A 21,098-nucleotide genomic window follows, 5' to 3' on the forward strand; every position below is an offset into this window, starting at 1 on the left:
CCCCGCCCCCCACCCCCCCCCCCCACCCCCCCTATTTTAAATGATACGGCGACCCCCGAGATCTACACGAGCCTTATCCTCGGCAGCGTCAGATCTGTATAAGAGACAGGGGATTCCCCGCGGCGCCCGGTCGTTCACACCAAGGCGTGCGTCGCCAACGGACTGCCCATGTGGTCTGCGGCGATCAACCGGCCCCCCGACAGTGACAGCACCCAGGTGCTGCCTTTGCGGTTGCGGGACTTGTCCGGGGTGACGCCGTCGCGGGCACACCACCACGCGATCAGATCCGGAATCACCTTGCCCTGCGTGCAGATAACCGGTGTGCCGCCCAACCTGGCGATCTCCAGCACCCTGCGGCGGGCCTTCTTCGGCGTGTGGGAGTAGGCCTCTTCGGTCAGCGTCGGCTCGTTATGCACGGTCACGCCGAGTTCGGCGGCCAGCGGTTCGACGGTCTGATGACAGCGCACCCGATCGGCGGCGTAGACGTCGGTGGCGCCGAAGGCCAGCAGCTGGTCGGTGAGCGCCTCGGCTTGTGCGCGGCCTTTCTTGTCCAGCGGGCGCAGGGTGTCGTCGCCGGAGAACCGGGATCGGCGCCCGGCGGTGCCGTGCCGCACGATCAACACCGTCTGGGTGTCGGCGGGAGCCTTGGCGAACCGCCGCAATATCTTCCGGTCGTAGGCGTAGTGCAGTTCTTTCATCGCGGCGTTGACCGGTAACCAGACCAGGTCGTCGACCTCGCGGTTGGGCACGAAGTCACCGCCCAGCGCCCGCGCGTTCCAAAAGCGCACTTTCTTGACGCCTTGGGCCACCGGATAGCTGACCGAGCCCAGCCGGCGACCCAGTTGGGCATGCTGGCCGGTCTCCTCGAGGATCTCCCGTACCGCTGTCACCGGTTCGGTCTCTCCGGGATCGACTTTGCCTTTGGGCAGTGACCAGTCGTCGTAGCGGGGGCGGTGGATGAGCGCCACCTCGACGGACTTTCGCCGCATCCGCCACAGCACCGCACCGGCGGCGTGGATGGTTTTACCCGCCGGCGGGGAGCCGTTCGACGAGGTCTCTGTGGGCACCTTCACTCCTGCAGGTCGATTCGGGCCTCGTGGACGGGGTGGGTCAGGGGTTGCGGTGTCGTTCCATCAACGACACCTGGTGGTCTCGCACGGTCGCGCCGCCCTGCGGTTCCGCGGTCCACTGGCCGTCCGCCCCGAGTTCCCAGCAGCGGGTGGCCGGGTCCATCGAGGAGTCGAACACGTCGCCCAGTTGAGCGGTCAGGCGCGGATCCTTCACCCGCACCATCACCTCGACCCGCCGGTCCAGGTTGCGGTGCATCATGTCGGCGCTGCCGATCCAGAATTCGTCGATGGCGCGGCATTCGATGATCCGGGAGTGCTCCAGGAAACGGCCGAGGATCGACCGAACGACGATGTTTTCGGAGAAGCCTTCGACTCCCGGCCGCAGTGCGCAGATCCCGCGCACCACCAATTCGACCTGCACACCGGCGCGCGAGGCGCCGTAGAGCGCATCGATGACCTGCTCGTCGACCAGGGAGTTGAGTTTCAGCCGGATCCGGCCCTGTCCGCCGCCGGTGCGATGGGCGGCGATCTCGCGTTCGATACGTTCGATGATCCCGGACCGCACGCCGTGCGGGGCCACCAAGAGGTTGCGGTACTCCATCTTCCGCGAATAGCCGGTCAGCGAGTTGAACAGGTCGGTGAGGTCGGCGCCGATGTCGGGGTCGGCGGTCAGCAGCCCGACGTCCTCGTAGAGGCGCGCGGTCTTGCTGTTGTAGTTGCCGGTGCCGATATGGCAGTACCGGCGAATTGCCGAGCCCTCACGGCGCACCACCAACGCGACCTTGCAGTGCGTCTTGAGACCGATCAGTCCATAGACGACGTGCACGCCGGCCTGTTCCAGCTTGCGAGCCCACTTGATGTTGGCCTGCTCGTCGAACCGGGCCTTGATCTCGACCAGAGCCACCACCTGTTTTCCGGCCTCTGCGGCGTCGATCAACGCGGTGACGATCGGCGAGTCGCCCGAGGTGCGGTACAGCGTCTGTTTGATCGCCAGTACTCCGGGATCGGCGGCGGCCTGCTCGAGGAATCGCTGCACGCTGGTGGCGAAGGAGTCGTAGGGGTGGTGCACCAGCACGTCGCCTTCTCGCAGGGTGGCGAAAATGCTTTTGGGGGTTTCTCGTTCGGCGAACGCCGGGTGAGTGGCCGGCACGAAGGTGCGGTCCTTGAGGTCCGGACGGTCCTGGCGGTACACCTGCCACAACGCCGACAGGTCCAGCAGCCCGGGCACCTCGACGACGTCGCCAGGGTGTACGTCGAGCTCTCGCAGCAGCAGCTCCAACATGCTCTCGGTCATGTCGTCGGCGACCTCCAGGCGCACCGGCGACCCGAACCGGCGGCGCGCCAATTCCCGTTCCAGGGCCTGCAGCAGATCCTCGTCGCGGTCCTCCTCGACCTCGAAATCGGCGTTGCGGGTGATGCGGAAGGCGTGATGCTCGACGATCTCCATGCCGGGGAACAGCGCCGGCAGGAACGCCGCGATCAACTCCTCCATCGGCAGGAAACGGATCTCACCGCGTCCCTCACCACCGGCATCGAGTTCGACGAACCGGTCGACGTTGTCGGGGACCTTGACCCGCGCGAAGTGATTTCCGCCGTCCTCGGGGCGCTTGACCGTCACCGCCAGGTTCAGGCTGAGTCCGCTGACGAACGGGAACGGGTGTGCCGGGTCGACTGCCAACGGCGTCAGGACCGGGAACACCTGATCCTGGAAGTACACCGACAGCTGGTCGCGTTCGGCCGGGAGCAGGTCGGCCCAGGTAACGATGTGGATGCCCTCGTCGGCGAGCGCCGGCCGCACCGATTCGAGGAACACCCGCGCGTGGCGGGTGGCGATCTGCTGGGTCTGCTCACCGATCCGGCGTAGTTGCTCGCGCGGTGTCAGGCCGTCGGCCGAGCGCACCGACAGGCCCATCTCGTCGCGGCGTTTGAGCCCGGCGACCCGGACCATGTAGAACTCATCGAGATTGGAGGCGAAGATCGCCAGGAACTTGGCCCGCTCCAACAGTGGCAGCGAGGTGTCGGCCGCCAGCGCCAGCACCCGCGCGTTGAAGTCCAGCCAGCTCAGCTCCCGGTTCAGGTAGCGGTCCGCGGGCAGTTCATCGCCGCTTTGGCTCGGCAAGGCCGCGGTGGCCGCCGGCGGCGCGGTAGGGGTGGCCTCACTGGGGCGCCAGTCGGTCTCGTCGCCGCGCGCCTCGGTCAGTTGGCCGACCTCGATTTCATCCACTCCGAAATCATTACTCATCACCGGGTGCTGCTGCCACCGATCGTGGATTGCGCGAGGGCACGGGCGGTCGCCGGGCCGACCCCGAGACGCCGCGCCACCGCCAGATCCTCGGGCGTGTCGATGTCGCAGCGCAGGCCCGGCCAGGCTCCGGTCAGCTCCAGAGCGCCGGACTGCCGATGCCGCGTCGACGAGTCCCGCCCGAACCGTGGGTTTAGGGCACTGCCGAACGCGAAGAGCGCCGCGGTGCCCATTCCGTGCCGGTCGGCTACGAAGCTGCGCGGGTGGGCGCGGGCGGCGGCGATCGCCTCCTCGAGCTCGTAGGACTGCAGAGCCGGTAAATCTCCTTGTAGGACAACGATATTCGGCACCGATCCGGCCACCGCGCGTTCGGCGGCGGCGAGTGCGTTGTTCAGCGGGTCGCCGTGGCCGTCCGGAGTCGGATCCGCCAGCACCTCGGCGCCCAGGTCTGCCGCGGCCGCGGCGGCGGCCTCGTCGGGGGTGACCACGGTGATGTGCTCCAGTCCCCGGGCGCCCGACGCGGCGGCGATGGTGTCGACCAGCATGGCCAGCACCACGGCCTCTCGCTGTGGCGCCGGAAAAGCCGGCGCCAGCCTGGTCTTGGCCACGCTGAGCCGCTTGACGGCGATGATCAGGCCGATACCCGCTTCCTCGGCCACGGCGTTCACAACCGACATCCTGCCAGCGTCGGGTTCGTCCGCCGCAGCGTCGGTGCCAGGTTAGGGTGATCCGCCTAAGGGAGGTGATGTGCGGTGGGCACCGAGAGCGCGGAAAACACTGTCGCGGTGATGGGAGCCGGAGCCTGGGGCACGGCATTGGCCAAGGTGCTCGCCGACGCCGGTAGCGAGGTCAGGCTGTGGGCGCGCCGATCCGACATCGCCGCGCAGATCAACGAGACCCGCCGCAACCCCGGCTATCTGCCCGGCTTCACGGTGCCACACGGGGTGCGGGCCACCACCGACCCGGCCGAGGCGCTGAACGGCTTGACCACGGTGGTGCTGGCCGTACCGGCGCAGACCATGCGGTCCAACCTCGAGACATGGACGCCGCACCTGGGCCACGGCGCCACCCTGGTCAGTGTCGCCAAGGGCATCGAACTGGGCACCTTGATGCGGATGAGCCAAGTAATCGCGTCGGTGACCGGGTTCGATCCCGGTCAGGTCGCCGTGGTCTCCGGCCCCAACCTGGCCGCCGAGATCGCCGCCGAACAGCCCGCCGCAACGGTGGTGGCCTGCACCGACTCCGGTCGCGCGGTGGCGCTACAGCGCATGCTCAACACCGGCTACTTCCGCCCGTACACCAACGCCGATGTGATCGGCACCGAGATCGGCGGCGCCTGCAAGAACGTCATCGCCCTGGCCTGCGGGATGGCGGCCGGGGTGGGCCTGGGGGAGAACACCGCGGCGGCGATCATCACCCGCGGCCTGGCCGAGATCATCCGCCTGGGTGTAGCGCTCGGCGCCAAGGGGGCCACCCTGGCCGGCCTGGCCGGGGTGGGCGATCTGGTGGCCACCTGCACCTCACCGCAATCGCGGAACCGGTCGTTCGGCGAGCGGCTCGGCCGGGGCGAGGCGATGCCGCCGATACCGGGTTCCAAGGGGCTGTCGGGCACCACCGACGGTCACGTCGTCGAAGGGGTGACGTCGTGTCAGTCGGTGCTGGCGCTGGCGTCGAGCTATGACGTGGAGATGCCGCTGACCGACGCCGTGCACCGGGTGTGCCACGAAGGCTTGTCGGTCAACGAGGCGGTGGCGCTGCTGCTGGGACGGCGCACCAAACCGGAGTGAGCCCGGCGTTGCCGTACCCTCTGGCGTGTGAATTCCCACCAGCGCACCCGGGTGGCCGTCGTGTTCGGCGGCCGCAGCAGCGAGCACGCGATCTCCTGCGTGTCAGCGGGCAGCATCCTGCGCAACCTGGATCCGCAGCGTTTCGAGGTGGTCGCCGTGGGGATCACGCCGGAAGGCTCCTGGGTGCTCACCGAAGGTGACCCGGACGCGCTGGTGATCAACGGCCGGCAGTTGCCCGCGGTCACCATGGCCTCCGGTGCCGAACTGACGCTGCCCGCCGACCCGCAGCGAGCCGGCCAGTTGCTGGCTGTGGGTGCCGGACAGGTGCTGCAGTCGGTCGACGTGGTGTTTCCGGTGCTGCACGGACCCTACGGCGAGGACGGCACCGTGCAGGGGCTGCTCGAGCTGGCCGGGGTGCCCTACGTCGGGGCCGGGGTGCTGGCCAGCGCCGCCGGGATGGACAAGGAGTTCACCAAGAAGCTGCTGGCGGCCGAGGGCCTGCCGATCGGGCCGTACGCGGTGTTACGGGGCCGGCAGGCGACGTTGTCGATCGACGACCGGGAGCGGTTGGGGCTGCCGTTGTTCGTCAAACCCGCGCGCGGCGGCTCGTCGATCGGGGTCAGCCGGGTGACGTCGTACGACGAGCTTCCCGCCGCCATCGCGCAGGCGCGCCGGCACGACCCGAAGGTCATCGTCGAGGCCGCGGTCGTCGGCCGGGAGCTCGAATGCGGGGTGCTCGAATTCCCCGACGGCACGGTGGCCGCCAGCACGGTCGGGGAGATCCGGGTCGCCGGCGTCCGTGACCGCGACGACTCCTTCTACGACTTCGCCACCAAGTACCTCGATGACGCCGCCGAACTCGATGTGCCCGCCAAGATCGACGACGACGTCGCAGATACGGTGCGCCAGTTGGCAATTCGTGCTTTCGTCGCGCTGGACTGCCAGGGCCTGGCCCGGGTGGACTTCTTCCACACCGACACCGGACCGGTGATCAACGAGATCAACACCATGCCCGGATTCACCACCATCTCGATGTACCCGCGGATGTGGGCGGCCAGCGGGGTGGACTACCCGACGTTGCTGGCGACGATGGTCGACACCGCACTGGCCCGCGGGGTGGGACTGCGCTGAAGCGACGGTGCGCCTCGTGCGCCGAGCGTGCATTGAGTGCGAAAAATCGGCCGAATTTTCGCCGTGGTTACACGCTCGACGGGAGGGTTAGCGCGCCGGCCCCGGCCTGATCGGCACCGCGTCCAGCTTCTCGGCGATCAGATCCGACAGCTCCTGGATCGGGGTGGGCCCCGAACCCCGGGGCAGCGTCAGCGCCAGATAAACCGTCCGGTCGACCGCGTACCAGGTGGCGCGCTCGCCTTCGCGGACCTCGAACCACTGCACCTGATCGACCACCTGGATGGGCGAGCCCACCACGAAGTCGGCCGGCCGATCCAGCCCGCAGCGCAGCACCACCGTCTCGTCGGCGCCGGCCGTCCAGGCCGCCGCGCCCTCGGGTGCCGGCTCGGCGATCTCGGCCCGCCGATAGTCGCCCAGCTGCTGCGGCAGCGCCTCGAGCACGGCACGGCAGGGCGCGGCGCCGGCATGCGGGGCCGGCACTGTGGCAAGGCGCAGCGGCTCGGTCGACGGCGCACCGGGCTGGCGCGCCGCCGCGAACGCCAGCGCGGCGATCACCGCGACGACGGCGACCACCAGTGCGGCGATCAGCGCGGCGCGTGGCGGACCGTCGGCGTCGGTCATCACTGCGCACCACCCTTTCGATCGCACCTACACTCCAGCCTGTGCGCGGTAACGAGCCCACGCTGGGTCAGCTTGGAGAGTTTCCCATGATCGACCGGCTGGTGGCCGGCCGCCGTCAGCCCGCCACCACTGAACTGGGTCCCGGGGACGACGCGGCGGTGGTGCGCTGCGCCGACGGCCGGACCGTGATCTCCACCGACATGCTGGTGGAAGGCCGGCATTTCCGGCTGGACTGGTCGAGCCCGCACGACGTCGGGCGCAAGGCGATCGCGCAGAACGCCGCCGACATCGAGGCGATGGGCGCCCGCCCGACCGCGTTCGTCGTGGCATTCGGTGCCCCGGCGCACACGCCGGCAGCTGACGCCGCCGCCCTGGCCGACGGCATGTGGGCCGAAGCGCAGCGCTTCGGTGCCGGCGTGGTCGGCGGCGACCTGGTGCAGGCCGGATCCTGGGTGGTGTCGGTGACGGTGCTGGGTGATCTGGCCGGCCGGGCGCCGGTCCTGAGGTCTGGGGCGCGGCCGGGGGCGGTGGTTGCGGTGGCCGGCGAGCTGGGCCGCTCGGCGGCGGGCTACCGGCTGTGGAGCGAGGGGCACGGGAGCTTCGAGGAGCTGCGACGACGCCACCTCGTCCCGCAGCCGCCCTACGGCCAGGGCGTGGCGGCCGCTGACGCCGGGGCGCAGGCGATGACCGACGTCTCCGACGGCCTGCTCGCCGATCTGGGCCACCTCGCGTCGGCGTCGCAGGTGACGATCGAGGTGTCCACCGCCGCGCTGGCCGCCGACCAGCAGGCGCTGGCCCCGGCCGCTGCCGCCCTCGGCGCCGACCCGTGGGCGTGGGTGCTGGGCGGGGGAGAAGACCACGCCCTGGTCGCCGCGTTTCCCGGCGCGGTGCCGGCCGGTTGGCGGGTGATCGGGCGGGTCGCCGACGGGCCGGCCGGGGTTCTGGTCGACGGGGCACCGTGGGACGGGGACGCGGGCTGGCAGTCCTACGGCAGCTAGGGTGGCGCGGTGAGCGTCTACGTGATCGCCCAGCTCCGATTTACCGACCGCGCCGCTTACGACCGGTACCAGGAGCAGTTCGCCGACGTCTTCCGTCGTTACTCGGGAACGCTGCTGGCCGCCGACGAGTCACCAGAGGTCGTGGAGGGGCACTGGGACCGGGAGAAGGTGGTGCTGATGTCGTTTCCCGACCAGGACGCATTCCGCCAGTGGGCCGAATCGCCGGAATATCAGCGCATTTCGCAAGACCGGCAGGCCGGCGCCGAAGCGGTGGTGCTGCTGGTGCAGGGGCTGGCGTGACCGCACGCCCGCTGCCGGAGCTCGTCGAAAGCGGTTGGGCCACCGCACTGGCGCCGGTGACCGAGCAGGTCGCCTTGATGGGCAAGTTCCTGCGCGAGGAGATCTCGTCCGGGCGTGGCTACCTACCCGATGGTCAGAATGTGTTGCGCGCCTTCACGTTTCCGTTCGATGCCGTGCGGGTGCTGATCGTCGGCCAAGACCCCTATCCGACGCCCGGGCACGCCGTGGGGCTCAGTTTCTCCGTCGCCCCGCAGGTGCGGCCGCTGCCGCGCAGCCTGGAGAACATCTTCACCGAGTACACCGCCGACCTGGGCTATCCCAGACCAGCCAACGGCGATCTGTCCGCCTGGGCGCAGCGCGGCGTGCTGCTGCTCAACAGGGTGCTCACGGTGCGGCCGGGCAACCCGGCGTCACACCGCGGCAAGGGCTGGGAGGCGGTCACCGAGTGCGCCATCCGCGCCCTGGTGGCCCGCAAGCAACCGATGGTGGCGATCCTGTGGGGGCGCGACGCGGGGACGCTCAAGCCCATGCTGGCCGAGAACTGCGTCGCGATCGAGTCGCCGCACCCCTCGCCGCTCTCGGCGTCCCGGGGGTTCTTCGGATCGCGGCCGTTCAGCCGCGCCAACGAGCTGCTGGGCCAGCTGGGCGCCGAGCCGATCGACTGGCGACTTCCTTAAAGGAATCGGGTCATGAAGTCCAGCTGATCGGCCAGCGCCTGCTGCTGCCAGGTGCCGTCGTAGAAGGCGAAGTGATCGATCGGGTACTCCAACACGTGTGCCCAGCGCCCGGCCTTGGCCGCAGTGCGGCGTGCAGCGCCGGGCGGCGCGATCTGATCGTTGGTGCCGATCTGCAGCAGGATCGGGCAAGCCAGACGGCCTGCGAAGGTGGTGGGCCGGTTGAACCCGACTCGCAGTGCCGTGCGCGCGCACACCTCGTTGCACCAGGTTGGACCGGCCATGGCGGTGTAGGCCTGCTCGGCGCCGAGGGTCGTCATCAATGCCAACGTCCCGGGTTGGCCCACTACCGGCACGCGGTGCGGCGCGCGGCTGAACAGGGATCCGGCAAGATCGCGCAGGCCGTGTCGGGTCGCGCGGATCAGCTGGCCGACACCGGCATATCCGACGAGTTGGCGCAGCGCGGCGATGCCGTCGGTTGCCGGATTCATCGCAACGACGCCGGCGAGCTGCGCATCTTGCGCCGCGACGGCCACCACATGCCCGCCGGAATAGGACGTGCCCCACAACGCGATCCGATCCGGATCGACGCCGGGTAGGTGCCGGGCAGCCGCAATCGCCGCGTGGTAGTCCTGTCGCTGACGGCGGGCCGAAATATCCTGGCGCGGTTCGCCCGCGGAGTCGCCGTAGCCGCGGTAGTCGAACACGAAGGTGTCGATCCCGGCATCGGCGAAGGGCTCGGCGAAGGCCAGTAGACCGGTATCGCGGGTGCCGCCGAAGCCGTTGGCCATCACGACGCAGGGCCGGCCGGCCGGGGCCCTCAGTGCGGCGCTGCGCGCCGGCAGGTGCCAGGCAGCGCAGCGAACTCCATGGCTGGTGAAGAGGAGGTCTTTCACTTCGACGGTCGCTGTCACGACACCAGCGCGGCGGGCTGGTTCGCGGTGAAGGTCAGCGCCGGGTCGGCAACGGGCCCTTCGCGAAGCCGCTTGACGTCCACTTCGTAAGCGTGCTGGAACGCCCAGGCGCCGACTGTGCCCCCGCGCGGGAACTGTGCGATCCCCCGCTGGACATAACCCGAACTCATCTCCATCAGCGGTACCCGTGGCATATCGGGATCGTCGAGTACCGGCGTCACGGTGTCGTGTCCGTGGGCGTCCATGTAGTCGAGCAAACGGCAGAAGTGTTCGCAGACCAGGTCCACTTTGAGGGTCCAGGCGATATTCGTGTAGCCGATCGCGAACGCGAAGTTGGGTACCCCCGACAGCATCATGCCCTTGTAGACCACGGTGTCGGGCACGTGCACCGGCTCGTCGTCGACGCGCAGAGTGATCTTGCCGAACGGCGACATGTTGAGGCCGGTCGCGGTGACGATGATGTCAGCAGCCAACTCTTGGCCGGACTCCAACAGGATTCCGGTCTTCGTGAACCGGTCGATCCGGTCGGTGACCACCGAGGCCTGTCGGGACGAGATCGCCTTGAACAGGTCCCCGTTGGGCACCATGCACAGCCGCTGCTCCCACGGGTTGTAGTGCGGAGTGAAGTGGGTGTCAACGTCGTAGTGCTTGGGCAACTGGCGAGCCACATTGGCAATCAGCAGGCGGCGCATCACCTTCGGCGCGCGCTGACAGGCCTTGAACAGGCCGCGGTGAATCGCGATGTTCTTACGACGGATGATCTGGTAGGCACGGTCATGGCCGAGAATCTTGTTCAGCACGTTGGCGATCGCGTCTTCGGCTGGGATCGAGAACACATAGCTCGGTGATCGCTGGAGCATCGTGATGTGTTCGGCCCGTTCGCACATCGCCGGAATCAGCGTGACGGCCGTTGCACCGCTGCCGATCACGACCACCCGTTTCCCAGCGTAATCCAGATCCTCCGGCCAGTGCTGGGGGTGGATGACCGGACCCGGGAAGTCCGATACGCCGGCGAAGTCAGGTGTGAAACCCGCCTCGTAGTCGTAGTAGCCGGTCCCCAGAAACAAGAACCGTCCGGTAACGCGCTCCGTGGCACCACCGCGCTGCACGGTGACTATCCAGCGCCCCTGCGTCGAGGAGAACTCCGCGGCCACCACGTGAGAGCCGAACTGAACGTGTTTGGCCAGGCCGTTGTCTGCAACCGTCCGCTGCAGATAGTCCAGAATCACGTGCCCGTCGGCGATCGCCTGGCGGTGTGTCCATGGCTTGAAGCTGAAGCCGAAAGTGGCCATGTCGGAATCTGAGCGGATACCCGGATAGCGATGCAGGCTCCAGGTGCCACCGATGCCATCGCGGGATTCCAGCATCGCGAACGTCGTAGCGGGGCGGTGGGTCTTGAGGTAACGGGCCATCCCGATACCGGAGATCCCGGCGCCGATGATCAACACGTCGAAATCCATGCTCTGCTTCGCGGGGGCGGATGTCACAGCGGGTATCTCCTGAACTCGGCCGGGTTGGTGCTCTGCACGGTAGTTCCGGAATTCGGCACCCGACAGTGCCGCGCGCCCTGATCTTGCGCCGATATGTGTGCCGCGACACACTTGGCGGATGAATAGTGTGGAGTCGCCGTCGGAGATCACCGAATTGATGGGCCAGGTGGCTGACTTGATGTTGGCCGACCTCGACGAGCTGGTCGCTGAGATGGATGCTGCGGAGATCGAGTTGACCCCGTTGATGGGCGCCGACGCCGCACTGACCGCGGAGATGTCGGCAAGCAACCGCGCCAATGCCGCGCGCCTGCTCCACATGTTGGCCCGGCGCGACGGGCGGGTGCCCCTCGACGTCCCTCCCGAGGCTCTCGACGTGGCCCGCACGGTGGCGCGGCGCGGAGTTGAACTCGACGTGATCTTCCAGTCCTACCGGCGCGGGCAGAACATCGCCTGGCGGCGTTACATGACCCATGCCGCGCGTGTCGCCGCCCCGGGACCGGTGCTGCAGCAGCTCTTGGAGATGTCGTCGCAGTTGATGTTCGAATACGTCGACCATGTGATCGGCCGCGTTATCGCCGAAGCACAACGTGAGCGTGAGGAGGTCCTCGGTGGCGCGTTGGCGCGCCGTGCGGAAACCATCCGGCTGATACTCGACGGCGCCCCGATCGACAGCCGAAGGGCAAGCGAGCGGCTGGGATACGACCTCGCGCGGCGGCATACCGCGGTCGTGTTGTGGTCGCCACCCCCCGGTGAAGTCCAGGGCGCTTTGGAATCGGCAGCCGCCATTCTGGCGCAGGCCATCGGTGCGCGACGCCCGATCACGCTTCCCGCCGGAGTCTCAACATTGTGGGCATGGATCGGCACGGACTCCAATCCGCCGGCCGACGAACTGCGGGAGGCGATCGGCAAGGTGGACAACGGTGTCCGCGCCGCAGTTGGCCCGACGCGGCCTGGGATCGGCGGATTCCGTCGCTCGCACGCCGCGGCTCTGGCGATACAACGGCTGCTCGCGGTACACCCAAACGGTGCAAAGCTGGCGTTCTATCACGAACTGGAGGTGACCGAGCTGGCCGCGCACAACCTGGACCGGGCAGCCGAGTTCGTGGCCACCACCCTGGGACCGTTGGCCGAGAACGCCGCGAGCGCGGAGCGGCTTCGTGAGACGTTGCGGGTGTTTCTCGACGAAGCCGAGAACGCGCCGCGGGCCGCGGCGAGGTTGCACACCCACCGAAACACCGTGCTGCAACGAGTGGCACGCGCCACCGAATTGCTCGGCTACCAGGTCTCCGACCGTCGGCTGGCGGTCGAACTAGCGCTCGAACTCGCCCATCAGATCGGCCCCCGGGTGCTGTCTCGGGAGGAGTCGACGATCACGCGTAGGTGATGATGCCCCGGATGTTCTTGCCGTCCCGCAGATCCTGATAGCCCTGATTGACGTCTTCGAGGCGGTAACGGGCGGTCACCAGCTCGTCGAGCCGGAGCTGACCGGCGTCGTAGAGCCGTAGCAGCCGCACGATGTCGTACTGTGGGTTGGCCGATCCGAACAGTGATCCCTTGATGGTCTTCTCCATCAGCGTCAGCATCATGCCGGAGACGTGCACGGTCAGCCTCTCCGGGCTGGCCAGGCCGACCACGATCACGGTCCCGCCCTTGCCGACGATGTCGAAGGCCGACGAGATCACTTCCTCCTCGACGGTGCCGACGGTGACGATCGCCTGGTCCGCACCCTGTCCCCAGGACAGTTCAGAAACCTTCTCTGCTGCCTCATTTGCCGATGAGAATGCGTGGGTGGCACCGAATTTCAGCGCGGTTTCGCGTTTGAATTCCACCGGGTCGACTACGACGACGTACTTGGCGCCCGATTGCAGCGCGCCCTGCACGGCGTTGATGCCGATACCGCCGACACCGTAGATCACCGCGATGTCCCCGGGCCGGACGTTGCCGGCGTAGGTGGCCGCACCCCAGCCGGTGGGCACGCCGCAGCCCACCAGCACCGCGGTCTCCAGCGGCAGCCAGTCATCGATCTTGACCACCGAATGTTCGGAGATGACGGCGCGCTCGGAGAACGTGCCCAGCATGCACATGGCGCCGAATTCCGTGCCGCCGGAGCGGAATCGGAAGGTGCCGTCGGGCATGCACCCGTCCAGGATGGTGGCGCCCATGTCACAGAGGCTTTGGCGGCCGGTGGCGCAGTAGCGGCAGGTGCCGCAGCTGGGGATGAATGAGCACACCACGTGATCGCCCGGGGCGACCTTCGTCACGCCGACACCGACGTCCTCGATGATCCCGGCGCCCTCGTGCCCGCCGACGATCGGGTAGCGCGGTGGCAGATCGCCGTCGGTCAGGTGCAGATCCGAATGGCACAGTCCGGCAGCCACGTACCGGATCAAAACCTCCCCCGGGCCGGGGCCGTCGAGATCGAGTTCCATGATCTCGAACGGCTTACCCGGCTCCAGCAGCACTGCCGCAGTGGTTTTCACAGCGCCGAACCGCCCAGCGCCTGCGCCAGCGTGTCGTTGAGCTCGGACAGCTGCGCCCACAGGGTGTTTGTCAGCTCCGTGCCGTCGGTCGCGTTCAGCAGCGCTACCGACAGGTCGTCGCGAGCGTTGAGGAACCCGGCGGAGATGCTGGTGGCCGGGTCGAACAGCGCGTCGTTGAGGATGGTGCCGAACGAGTTGAAGCTGGCCATCAGGTTCGCCGAGTCCGACCAGTAGTCGGACGTCTGCATCGCCGCGAAGGTCTGCTCGGTGAAGTGCTGCAGCTGCAGCCCCGCCAGCACGCTCGGCAGTTCCAAGTCCTTGATCGCCAGCGGCAGGTTGTTCAGCAGTGCGTTGAAGCTGCCTTCGGGGTGGGCCAGCACGTTGTTGAACACGCCTGCCCAGTTCGGCCCGAGATCGGCCGACGTCATCCGGTCGAAGATCGAAGGCACCGAGTCCTGGCCGCCGAACAGCTGGTCGAAGGTGTCTGCGCCGATGGCGGCCTTGATCTGGCCGATCTGCAGGTTGTCCCACAGCCAGTTGATGTTCGACGACTGGTGGAAGGAGTAGCCGTACTCGAGCAGCCGCTCCTGGGCCAGCGCCGCGTACTCCTGCGGGGTGACCGTCGGCATGTCCGCCGGCAGGTAGTCCTTGACGTCGGAGATCGGCACTACGGTGGTCTCGATGTTGGGGTTGGTGATCGTTCCGGTCACGTCCTGCCAGCGCAGGATGACCCCGCCATTGGTCAGGTCGCCGATGTTGACCCAGTTCGCGTAACCGGGGTTTTCGCTGCTCAGGATGTAGTAGGTGTAGCCGTCATCGCCCTGGAAGATCTGGGTGTTGTTCAGACTGCCGGTCGCGCTGGCGAACGCATCGTTCTGTCCCCACTCGTTGGTGAGCTGCAGGCCGTGGTAGGCGGACTCGAGCTCGGGCACCTTGAGCACCAGCGCCTGACCGGGCTCCAACGAAAAGTTGCCCAGGCTGGTGACCTGACCCGGCAGCGTCAGGCCCGGGACGTTGGCGGCGGTGTCGCCGAGCTTGCTGAACTCGTTCGGGTCGTTCAGCAGCGGGTACTGGATCTGGTGGTAGTAGGTGTCGGACATGTTCGCCAGCGGCAGCACCTTGCCGGTGATGCCCAGGATGGTGCCGATCTGGTCGTCGTTGAGCCACGGAACACTCATCGCCGCACCGTCTTTGACGATGTGGACGTCGTTGTGGATCTGGCCCCAGTCGCCGACGGTGTCGCGAACCAGCAGCGAGGTCGCCCCGGCGCTGCTGAACCAGTTGACGCCGTTGCCCGGGTCGGTGGCGCTCACGACGATGGTGTAGCTGCCGTCCGCATTGGGGGTGGCGTTGGCGAAGCTGAAGCTCTCCATCGGGGCGAAATTCGAATTCACGACGCTGCCGGAGTAGGTGGCCAGGCCACCGCCGATGGAACCGTCGCCGGCGTGCACCGTGATGGTGTAGCTGGCGTTCGGGTCCAGCGGCATCAGGCCGTACTGGTTGTCCGGGTTGCCGTAGATAAGGTACGACTGCGGGTCGGCGGCCGAGGCGTTCCACATGAAGGGTGCCGCCGTGTAGGCGGTGCCATTGATTTGGGGGAAGTCCGGCAAGCCCGGGAATTTGAGCGTGCCCGCGTTGAACTGGGACAGAATGATCGCCAGGGTGGTCGACGACATGTTCTGGATGTACTGCGGCAGCATGCCGTCCGACGCCCCGTGATTGATGAAGTCGAACAGCGGGTTGTTGGCGTCGAAGTCCGCGATGCTGGCCTGCGCCTGCTCCAGTGCCGCGACCGCGCCTTGCAGAGCGCCGGCCTCGGCAGCCGCGTGTGGGGTCATCAGCATCATCGCCAATGCGCCGGTCCCCATGCTGGAGGCCAACCCGGCCATGTGAGCGGCCCGGCGTAGCCGGCCGCGGCGCGCCGCCCGGTTGGCGGGCGCGCCGGTAATTGCGGCATCCGCGAGTGAGGCGGTGTAGACGATAGACATGAGTTCTCCTCGCTTCGAGTGAGTCGGTGATACACGACAGCACTGGCGTCGAACGGCGGGTGAGCACCGCCCGGTAAGTGACCTGGGCAACGTTATTGACGGCCACCCGACCGCGACATGGCCGAGCGCTCAGGAAAGTCCGGGATATGTGTGCGACGACACATGAGGCGCTGAGTGTGACCTCAGGCTAGGGCGAGAGCGGGCCCGGCCCACTGTCCCGCAACTGCCGCGGCGTCTTCCCGAACCAGCGCCGGCACGACCGGTTGAATGCGCTCTGCTCGGAGTAGCCGAGTAGGGCGACGATGTGTTGGATCGGCAGATCGGGTTCGGCGAGGTAGCGCATCGCCTGATCGCGGCGTTGCTGGTCGATGACCGCCCGGCAACCCATGCCCTCGGTGGCCAGTTGCCGTTGCAGGGTCCGCGGATGCATGGCCAGCTCGGCCGCGATGACATCGATGTTGCACTGGCCGGTGGGCAGGAGCCGACGCGCCAGTTCGGCTACGCGTACCGACAACAAAGGCGAGTTGGGCAGATAGGTGGATTCCAGGTAGCTGGTGGCGAGACGCCGGGTGTTGGGGTCGGCGTTCTCGATACGCTGCTCGCCCAGCCGGGCGGGAAGCTCGAACCCGCACCAGGTTTGCCCAAACCGCACCGGGCAGTCCAACGCTTGGCGGTACGCCTCGTCAGGGGCTCGTTGGGCGTGCATGAACACGATCGCGCCTGCTCGGGCCTGCGGGCCGCCGAGCAACTGAATAATGCGCACCGCGATGCCCATGCTCAGTTCGTAGGCCTGCAGTGGATATGGGATACCCGATTCGGCCACCGCATAGCCGAAGGCGATGCCGCCGTCGGTTGGCCGCTCGGCCAGCCCCAATGCCGGTGAGTGAATGTAGAGGTAGCGGGCGATCGCTCGGAGGCCGCCCAGCACGGTCTGCGCGTTTCGGGCGATCACCGCGAGCGGACCGAGGACGTGCAGGCCTTGCCGGCCGGAGAGCCGGAGGCCGAAGTCCGGGCACCGAAGTTCGTCGGCGGTGTTCTCCAGCAGGCGAATGAACGCGCCGGACGACACGAACCCATCCTCGTGGTATTCGACGTCGGGCGGAATGTGAAAGCGCGACAAGAAAATCTGTGGGTCAGCGTCGAGTTCGCGCACCAGCTCGGCGTAGCCCGACATCGCCGGTGCCCGGATGAGACTGCCCACGCATCAACCCCTGTGTCGTGAAATGACAAAAATATGTCACAAAATGTCAAGACCGATGGTATGACGGATGACCATGATCGTGCCATGACTGAGTTCGCAGGCAAGGTCGTCGTCATCACGGGTGCAGGGTCGGGGATCGGCAGGGCGCTGGCGCTCAATCTCGCTGCCAAGGGCGCCAAACTCGCGCTGTCCGATATCGACGCCGAGGGCCTTGCCGAGACCGTGCGCAGGGCTGAAGTGATGGGCGCGCAGGTGAAGTCGGACCGCGTCAATGTGGCCGAGCGGGCCGCGGTGCTGGCCCACGCCCAAGACGTTGTCGCCCACTTCGGCCACGTTCATCAGGTCTACAACAACGCCGGTATCGCCTACAACGGTGACGTCGAGAAGGTGGCGTTCAAGGACATGGAGCGGGTGATGGACGTTGACTTCTGGGGAGTCGTCAACGGCACCAAGGCCTTCCTTCCGCACGTGATCGCGTCGGGTGACGGGCACATCATCAACGTCTCGAGCCTATTCGGTCTTGTCGCGGTGCCGGGCCAAAGCGCTTACAACGCAGCCAAGTTCGCAGTAAGGGGCTTCACCGAAGCGCTACGCCAGGAGATGCTGATCAGTGGTCACCCGGTCAAGGTGACGTGTGTGCATCCGGGCGGCATCAAGACCGCCGTGGCCCGCAACGCGTCAGTCGCGGACGGCGAGGACGCGCATACGTTCGCTGAGTTCTTCGACAAGTACCTGGCACTGCATTCCCCGGAGATGGCCGCGAACAGGATCGTCGCAGGGGTCCGCAAGGGGAATGCCCGAGTGGTGATCGGGTGGGAGGCTCATGCCCTCGATGTGCTGGCACGGGTTGCCGGGCCGGCGTATCAGCGCGTGATCGCGGTGGGAGCGGCTCGCTTTTTCCCGTGGATCAACTCCGTCGACCGTGAAGCACGCTGAACGTTGCCAACTGTCGTGCCGAACATTGCGAGGAGCCTGCCATGACGACTATTGCCGAGTTTCCCATCCAAGCCGATGTCCGGGCCTTCTTGGACCGGCGCAAGCAGCTGCTCATCGGCGGACGCTGGATGGACGCACAATCGGGGCGCACCTTTGTCACCAGCGACCCAGCATCCGGACTGAGGCTGGCTGACGTTTCCTGGGCACAGTCCGGCGATGTCGATCGTGCGGTGGCTGCAGCCCGCGACGCGTTCGACGATGGACCGTGGCAGGCGATGAAACCCAATGAGCGGGCCGCGCTGCTGTGGCGAGTCGGTGACATCATCGCCGAGCGGGCCGCGGAGTTCGGCGAGATCGAGGCGTTGGACAACGGCAAATCCGCGGCAGTCGCTGCGGCGGTGGACGCGGGGTTGTCCGCGGACGCATTCCACTACTACGCGGGTTGGGCCACCAAGATCGGCGGCTCGACCGTCAATGTGTCGATGCCGCTTGCGCCGCCGGAAGCGCAGTTCCACGCCTACACACTTCGCGAGCCGGTCGGGGTATGCGGGTTGATCGTGCCGTGGAACTTCCCGCTGTTGATGGCCGCGTGGAAGTTGGCGCCGGCGCTGGCTGCGGGCAACACCGTGATCCTCAAGCCGGCCGAGCAGACGCCGTTGTCGGCGTTGCTGCTGGGTGAGATCTTCTGCGAGGCCGGTTTCCCGCCGGGGGTGGTCAACATCCTCACGGGATTCGGTGATGTCGGCGCTGCGCTGTCAGCTCACGACGGGGTCGACAAGATCGCGTTCACCGGCTCCACCGAGGTCGGCAAGCTCGTCGCCGACGCCGCGCGCGGCAATCTGAAGAAGGTGTCGCTGGAGTTGGGCGGCAAAAGCCCCAACGTGGTGTTCGCCGACGCAGATTTCGATCTGGCGGTCGCAGGATCTGTGAATGCGTGGCTGTTCAATCACGGTCAGTGCTGTGTGGCAGGTACCCGATTGTTTGTGGAGGACGCGATCTTTGCCGACTTCACCACCGCCGTCGCCGAGGCGGCTTCGAAGGTGAAGATCGGTCCGGGACTCGATCCGCGTACCGAACTGGGTCCACTGGTCTCGGCGGAACAGCTAGACAAGGTCACCGGATATCTGCGGGACGGACTCGCCGAGGGGGCCCGTGCCCTGACCGGCGGCAAGCGCCACGGCGACCGCGGATTCTTCATCGAGCCCACGGTATTCGTCGACGTGCGACCGGAATTCAGCATCGTCCGCGAGGAGATCTTCGGCCCCGTTGTGGCCGCGCTGCCGTTCAACGCCGACGCCGGCATCGGTGCAGCGGTGCGGGCTGCCAACGATTCGAACTACGGTCTGGCTGCCGGTGTCTGGACCCGCGATATTTCCAAAGCCCATCGTGTCGCACGAGCGCTGAAGGCCGGAACGGTTTGGGTCAATCAGTACAACGGCTTGGATACGGCGATGCCGTTCGGCGGCTACAAGCAGTCCGGCTGGGGCCGTGAACTCGGGGCTGATGCCCTCGATCTCTACCTGCAGACGAAGTCGGTCAATGTCGCGCTCTAGCAACTCGGGCAGCGTTCTCGCTGGCCGGAACTCCTACGCGCGCGGAGAGACCGAGCCCGCGCTACTGGAGATGACGATCGGTGCCAACTTAGCCGCAACTGTCGCGCGGGTGCCCGATCGCGATGCCGTTGTCGATGTCGTATCCGGTCAGCGATGGAATTACGCCGAGCTGTCGGAGGCCGTGGCGAGGTTGGCCACGGGATTGCTTCAGGCGGGAATAGGGCCTGGCGATCGGGTCGGCATCTGGGCGCCGAACTGCGCGGAATGGGTGCTGGTGCAGTACGCGACGGCTGAGATCGGGGCGCTGCTGGTCAGCCTCAACCCCGCCTACCGCGCGCACGAACTGCAATACGCGCTGCAGAAGGCAGCGCCGGCGATGATGATCGCAGCGCGCGGGTTCAAAAGCTCCGATTATGCCGCCATGCTGGCCGAGGTGGCGCCGCACTGTCCGCAGCTGCGCGAGGTGGTGCTGTTGGGCGGTGCCCGCTGGGAAGCACTGGCCGGCACGAGCATCGATAGGGCAGCGCTCGCCGCGGTCGCGGTTACGCTCAGTGCCCATGATCTGATCAACATCCAATACACCTCGGGCACCACCGGGTATCCCAAGGGCGCCACGCTCACACACCGCAACCTCCTCAACAACGGCTATCTGGTAGGGGAGCTGTTGGGCTATACCGAGCATGATCGGATCTGCATTCCGGTGCCGTTCTATCACTGCTTCGGGATGGTGGTGGGGAACCTGGCGGCCACCAGTCATGGCGCTGCCGTGGTGATCCCGGGACCCGGTTTTGATCCGCTGGCCACGTTGCGTGCAGTGCGCGACGAATCCTGCACCAGCCTCTACGGAGTACCGACGATGTTCATCGCCGAGTTGGCGGCTCCGGAGTTCGAGGATGTCGATCTGAGCAGTCTGCGCACCGGGATCATGGCGGGCTCGCCTTGCCCGGAGAGCGTCATGCGCGCGGTGATCGAGCGGATGCACATGGCGGAGGTGGCCATCTGCTACGGGATGACTGAAACGTCCCCGGTGTCCACCCAGACCCGCGCCGGGGATTCGCTGGAACTCCGGGTGGGCACGGTGGGCCGGGTGGGGCCGCACCTTGAGGCCAAGGTCGTCGATCCGGCCACCGGCGCGACCGTGGCACGCGGAGTGACCGGGGAGCTGTGCACCCGTGGCTATTCCGTGATGGCCGGTTACTGGAACGCCCCGGAGCGCACCGCCGACGTCCTCGACGCCGAGGGCTGGATGCACACCGGGGATCTGGCGGTCATGGATGACGACGGTTATCTGCGGATCGCCGGCCGGATCAAGGACATGGTCATCCGCGGCGGGGAGAACGTCTACCCGTGCGAGGTCGAAGAGTTTCTCTACGCCCATCCCGACATCGTCGGTGTCCAGGTCATCGGGGTGCCGGATGAGTTTTATGGCGAGGAACTGATGGCGGTGATCACACTGCGGGACCCGGCGGTTCCGCTGACCCTTGAGGCGCTGCGCTCGTTCTGCACCGGACGTATGGCGCACTTCAAGATTCCGCGCTATCTACGCATCGTCGACGAGTTTCCGATGACCGTCACCGGCAAGGTCCGTAAAGACGTGATGCGCATCCATGCAATCGAGTACTTAAGGAGAACGAATGAATCCGTCGTTTGACCTGTTCAAACTCCCCGAGGAGCACGACGAGTTGCGGGCGGCGATCCGCGCGCTGGCGGAGA

The 21,098-nt window shown here is 67.1% G+C and carries 19 protein-coding genes; 10 read left to right on the top strand and 9 right to left on the bottom strand.

Annotated features, from left to right (window positions below; all coding sequences use genetic code 11):
- Positions 1-134: 134 nt before the first annotated feature.
- From A5771_RS01780 to cofC, 3 genes are read right to left on the bottom strand one after another with little or no spacing between them, the layout of a single operon-like run.
- Positions 135-1,067, bottom strand: coding sequence for an NUDIX hydrolase (locus A5771_RS01780; protein ID WP_064853503.1), 933 nt, complete (start codon positions 1,065-1,067; stop codon positions 135-137).
- Positions 1,068-1,110: 43 nt separating this feature from the next.
- Positions 1,111-3,315 (bottom strand): RNA degradosome polyphosphate kinase, encoded by a 2,205-nt coding sequence (locus A5771_RS01785; RefSeq protein WP_064853489.1) that lies wholly within the window; start codon positions 3,313-3,315, stop codon positions 1,111-1,113.
- Positions 3,312-3,989, bottom strand: coding sequence for a 2-phospho-L-lactate guanylyltransferase (cofC, locus tag A5771_RS01790; protein ID WP_064853490.1), 678 nt, complete (start codon positions 3,987-3,989; stop codon positions 3,312-3,314). The genes A5771_RS01785 and cofC overlap by 4 nt, the downstream gene beginning before the upstream one ends.
- A 75-nt stretch (positions 3,990-4,064) precedes the next feature.
- Here cofC and A5771_RS01795 point away from each other — a divergent pair, with 75 nt between their 5' ends.
- Positions 4,065-5,099 (top strand): NAD(P)H-dependent glycerol-3-phosphate dehydrogenase, encoded by a 1,035-nt coding sequence (locus tag A5771_RS01795; protein ID WP_267887453.1) that lies wholly within the window; start codon positions 4,065-4,067, stop codon positions 5,097-5,099.
- 27 nt (positions 5,100-5,126) lie between these two features.
- Positions 5,127-6,230: a D-alanine--D-alanine ligase family protein gene (locus tag A5771_RS01800; RefSeq protein ID WP_064853491.1), complete on the top strand. Its 1,104-nt coding sequence runs from the start codon at positions 5,127-5,129 to the stop codon at positions 6,228-6,230.
- A gap of 87 nt (positions 6,231-6,317) precedes the next feature.
- Here the strand turns inward: A5771_RS01800 and A5771_RS01805 are convergent, their stop codons facing one another.
- Positions 6,318-6,851, bottom strand: a complete 534-nt coding sequence (locus tag A5771_RS01805; RefSeq protein ID WP_064853492.1) for a DUF3515 domain-containing protein — start codon at positions 6,849-6,851, stop codon at positions 6,318-6,320.
- Positions 6,852-6,871: 20 nt separating this feature from the next.
- Between A5771_RS01805 and A5771_RS01810 the strand changes: the two genes are divergently transcribed.
- Genes A5771_RS01810 through A5771_RS01820 form a run of 3 tightly spaced genes read left to right on the top strand, consistent with a single transcriptional unit; the run spans position 6,872 to position 8,826 of the window.
- Positions 6,872-7,849: a thiamine-phosphate kinase gene (locus tag A5771_RS01810; protein ID WP_082947004.1), complete on the top strand. Its 978-nt coding sequence runs from the start codon at positions 6,872-6,874 to the stop codon at positions 7,847-7,849.
- Between the two features lie 9 nt (positions 7,850-7,858).
- Positions 7,859-8,149 carry a DUF1330 domain-containing protein gene (locus tag A5771_RS01815; protein ID WP_064853494.1) on the top strand — a complete coding sequence of 97 codons (291 nt, stop codon included), beginning with the start codon at positions 7,859-7,861 and terminating at the stop codon, positions 8,147-8,149.
- On the top strand, positions 8,146-8,826 hold the full coding sequence (locus A5771_RS01820; protein WP_064853495.1) for a uracil-DNA glycosylase: 681 nt from the start codon (positions 8,146-8,148) through the stop codon (positions 8,824-8,826). The genes A5771_RS01815 and A5771_RS01820 overlap by 4 nt, the downstream gene beginning before the upstream one ends.
- On the opposite strand, the gene A5771_RS01825 is transcribed toward A5771_RS01820, so the two are convergent.
- Together A5771_RS01825 and A5771_RS01830 are read right to left on the bottom strand one after the other, a co-directional pair.
- Positions 8,823-9,737 carry an alpha/beta hydrolase gene (locus tag A5771_RS01825; protein ID WP_234782903.1) on the bottom strand — a complete coding sequence of 305 codons (915 nt, stop codon included), beginning with the start codon at positions 9,735-9,737 and terminating at the stop codon, positions 8,823-8,825. The genes A5771_RS01820 and A5771_RS01825 overlap by 4 nt on opposite strands.
- Positions 9,734-11,197 carry a flavin-containing monooxygenase gene (locus A5771_RS01830; RefSeq protein ID WP_064853496.1) on the bottom strand — a complete coding sequence of 488 codons (1,464 nt, stop codon included), beginning with the start codon at positions 11,195-11,197 and terminating at the stop codon, positions 9,734-9,736. The genes A5771_RS01825 and A5771_RS01830 overlap by 4 nt, the downstream gene beginning before the upstream one ends.
- Positions 11,198-11,345: 148 nt before the next feature.
- On the opposite strand from A5771_RS01830, the gene A5771_RS01835 reads away from it, so the two are divergent.
- Entirely contained in the window at positions 11,346-12,611 is a 1,266-nt protein-coding gene (locus A5771_RS01835) for a PucR family transcriptional regulator (protein WP_064853497.1), read from the top strand.
- On the opposite strand, the gene A5771_RS01840 is transcribed toward A5771_RS01835, so the two are convergent.
- The 3 genes from A5771_RS01840 to A5771_RS01850 form a co-directional block, all read right to left on the bottom strand.
- Positions 12,598-13,707 carry an NDMA-dependent alcohol dehydrogenase gene (locus tag A5771_RS01840; protein WP_064853498.1) on the bottom strand — a complete coding sequence of 370 codons (1,110 nt, stop codon included), beginning with the start codon at positions 13,705-13,707 and terminating at the stop codon, positions 12,598-12,600. The two genes, A5771_RS01835 and A5771_RS01840, sit on opposite strands and share 14 nt — an antisense overlap.
- On the bottom strand, positions 13,704-15,695 hold the full coding sequence (locus A5771_RS01845) for a hypothetical protein (protein WP_064853499.1): 1,992 nt from the start codon (positions 15,693-15,695) through the stop codon (positions 13,704-13,706). The genes A5771_RS01840 and A5771_RS01845 overlap by 4 nt, the downstream gene beginning before the upstream one ends.
- Before the next feature lie 187 nt (positions 15,696-15,882).
- Positions 15,883-16,869 (bottom strand): AraC family transcriptional regulator, encoded by a 987-nt coding sequence (locus A5771_RS01850; RefSeq protein WP_109400990.1) that lies wholly within the window; start codon positions 16,867-16,869, stop codon positions 15,883-15,885.
- Positions 16,870-16,980: 111 nt separating this feature from the next.
- On the opposite strand from A5771_RS01850, the gene A5771_RS01855 reads away from it, so the two are divergent.
- The 4 genes from A5771_RS01855 to A5771_RS23715 form a co-directional block, all read left to right on the top strand.
- A complete protein-coding gene (locus tag A5771_RS01855) occupies positions 16,981-17,832 on the top strand; it encodes an SDR family NAD(P)-dependent oxidoreductase (protein WP_064853506.1) in 852 nt (283 codons plus the stop codon).
- A gap of 41 nt (positions 17,833-17,873) precedes the next feature.
- Positions 17,874-19,385 carry an aldehyde dehydrogenase family protein gene (locus tag A5771_RS01860; protein ID WP_064853501.1) on the top strand — a complete coding sequence of 504 codons (1,512 nt, stop codon included), beginning with the start codon at positions 17,874-17,876 and terminating at the stop codon, positions 19,383-19,385.
- Entirely contained in the window at positions 19,372-21,036 is a 1,665-nt protein-coding gene (locus tag A5771_RS01865) for an AMP-binding protein (protein ID WP_064853502.1), read from the top strand. Before A5771_RS01860 ends, A5771_RS01865 begins: the two co-directional genes overlap by 14 nt.
- Positions 21,020-21,098, top strand: a 79-nt coding sequence (locus A5771_RS23715) for a hypothetical protein (RefSeq protein WP_233428776.1), incomplete at its 3' end; no start/stop codon positions are given. The genes A5771_RS01865 and A5771_RS23715, both read left to right, overlap by 17 nt.

It is taken from the genome of Mycolicibacter sinensis, assembly GCF_001667375.1.
GTDB lineage: Bacteria > Actinomycetota > Actinomycetes > Mycobacteriales > Mycobacteriaceae > Mycobacterium > Mycobacterium sinense_A.

Bases quoted from the DNA above. Each gene is read 5' to 3' on its own strand.
- cofC (WP_064853490.1), bottom strand. From the start codon at position 3,989: ATGTCGGTTGTGAACGCCGTGGCCGAGGAAGCGGGTATCGGCCTGATC.
- A5771_RS01805 (WP_064853492.1), bottom strand. From the start codon at position 6,851: ATGACCGACGCCGACGGTCCGCCACGCGCCGCGCTGATCGCCGCACTG.
- A5771_RS01830 (WP_064853496.1), bottom strand. From the start codon at position 11,197: ATGGATTTCGACGTGTTGATCATCGGCGCCGGGATCTCCGGTATCGGG.
- A5771_RS01835 (WP_064853497.1), top strand. From the start codon at position 11,346: ATGAATAGTGTGGAGTCGCCGTCGGAGATCACCGAATTGATGGGCCAG.
- A5771_RS01845 (WP_064853499.1), bottom strand. From the start codon at position 15,695: ATGTCTATCGTCTACACCGCCTCACTCGCGGATGCCGCAATTACCGGC.
- A5771_RS01850 (WP_109400990.1), bottom strand. From the start codon at position 16,869: ATGTCGGGCTACGCCGAGCTGGTGCGCGAACTCGACGCTGACCCACAG.
- A5771_RS01855 (WP_064853506.1), top strand. From the start codon at position 16,981: ATGACTGAGTTCGCAGGCAAGGTCGTCGTCATCACGGGTGCAGGGTCG.
- A5771_RS01860 (WP_064853501.1), top strand. From the start codon at position 17,874: ATGACGACTATTGCCGAGTTTCCCATCCAAGCCGATGTCCGGGCCTTC.
- A5771_RS01865 (WP_064853502.1), top strand. From the start codon at position 19,372: ATGTCGCGCTCTAGCAACTCGGGCAGCGTTCTCGCTGGCCGGAACTCC.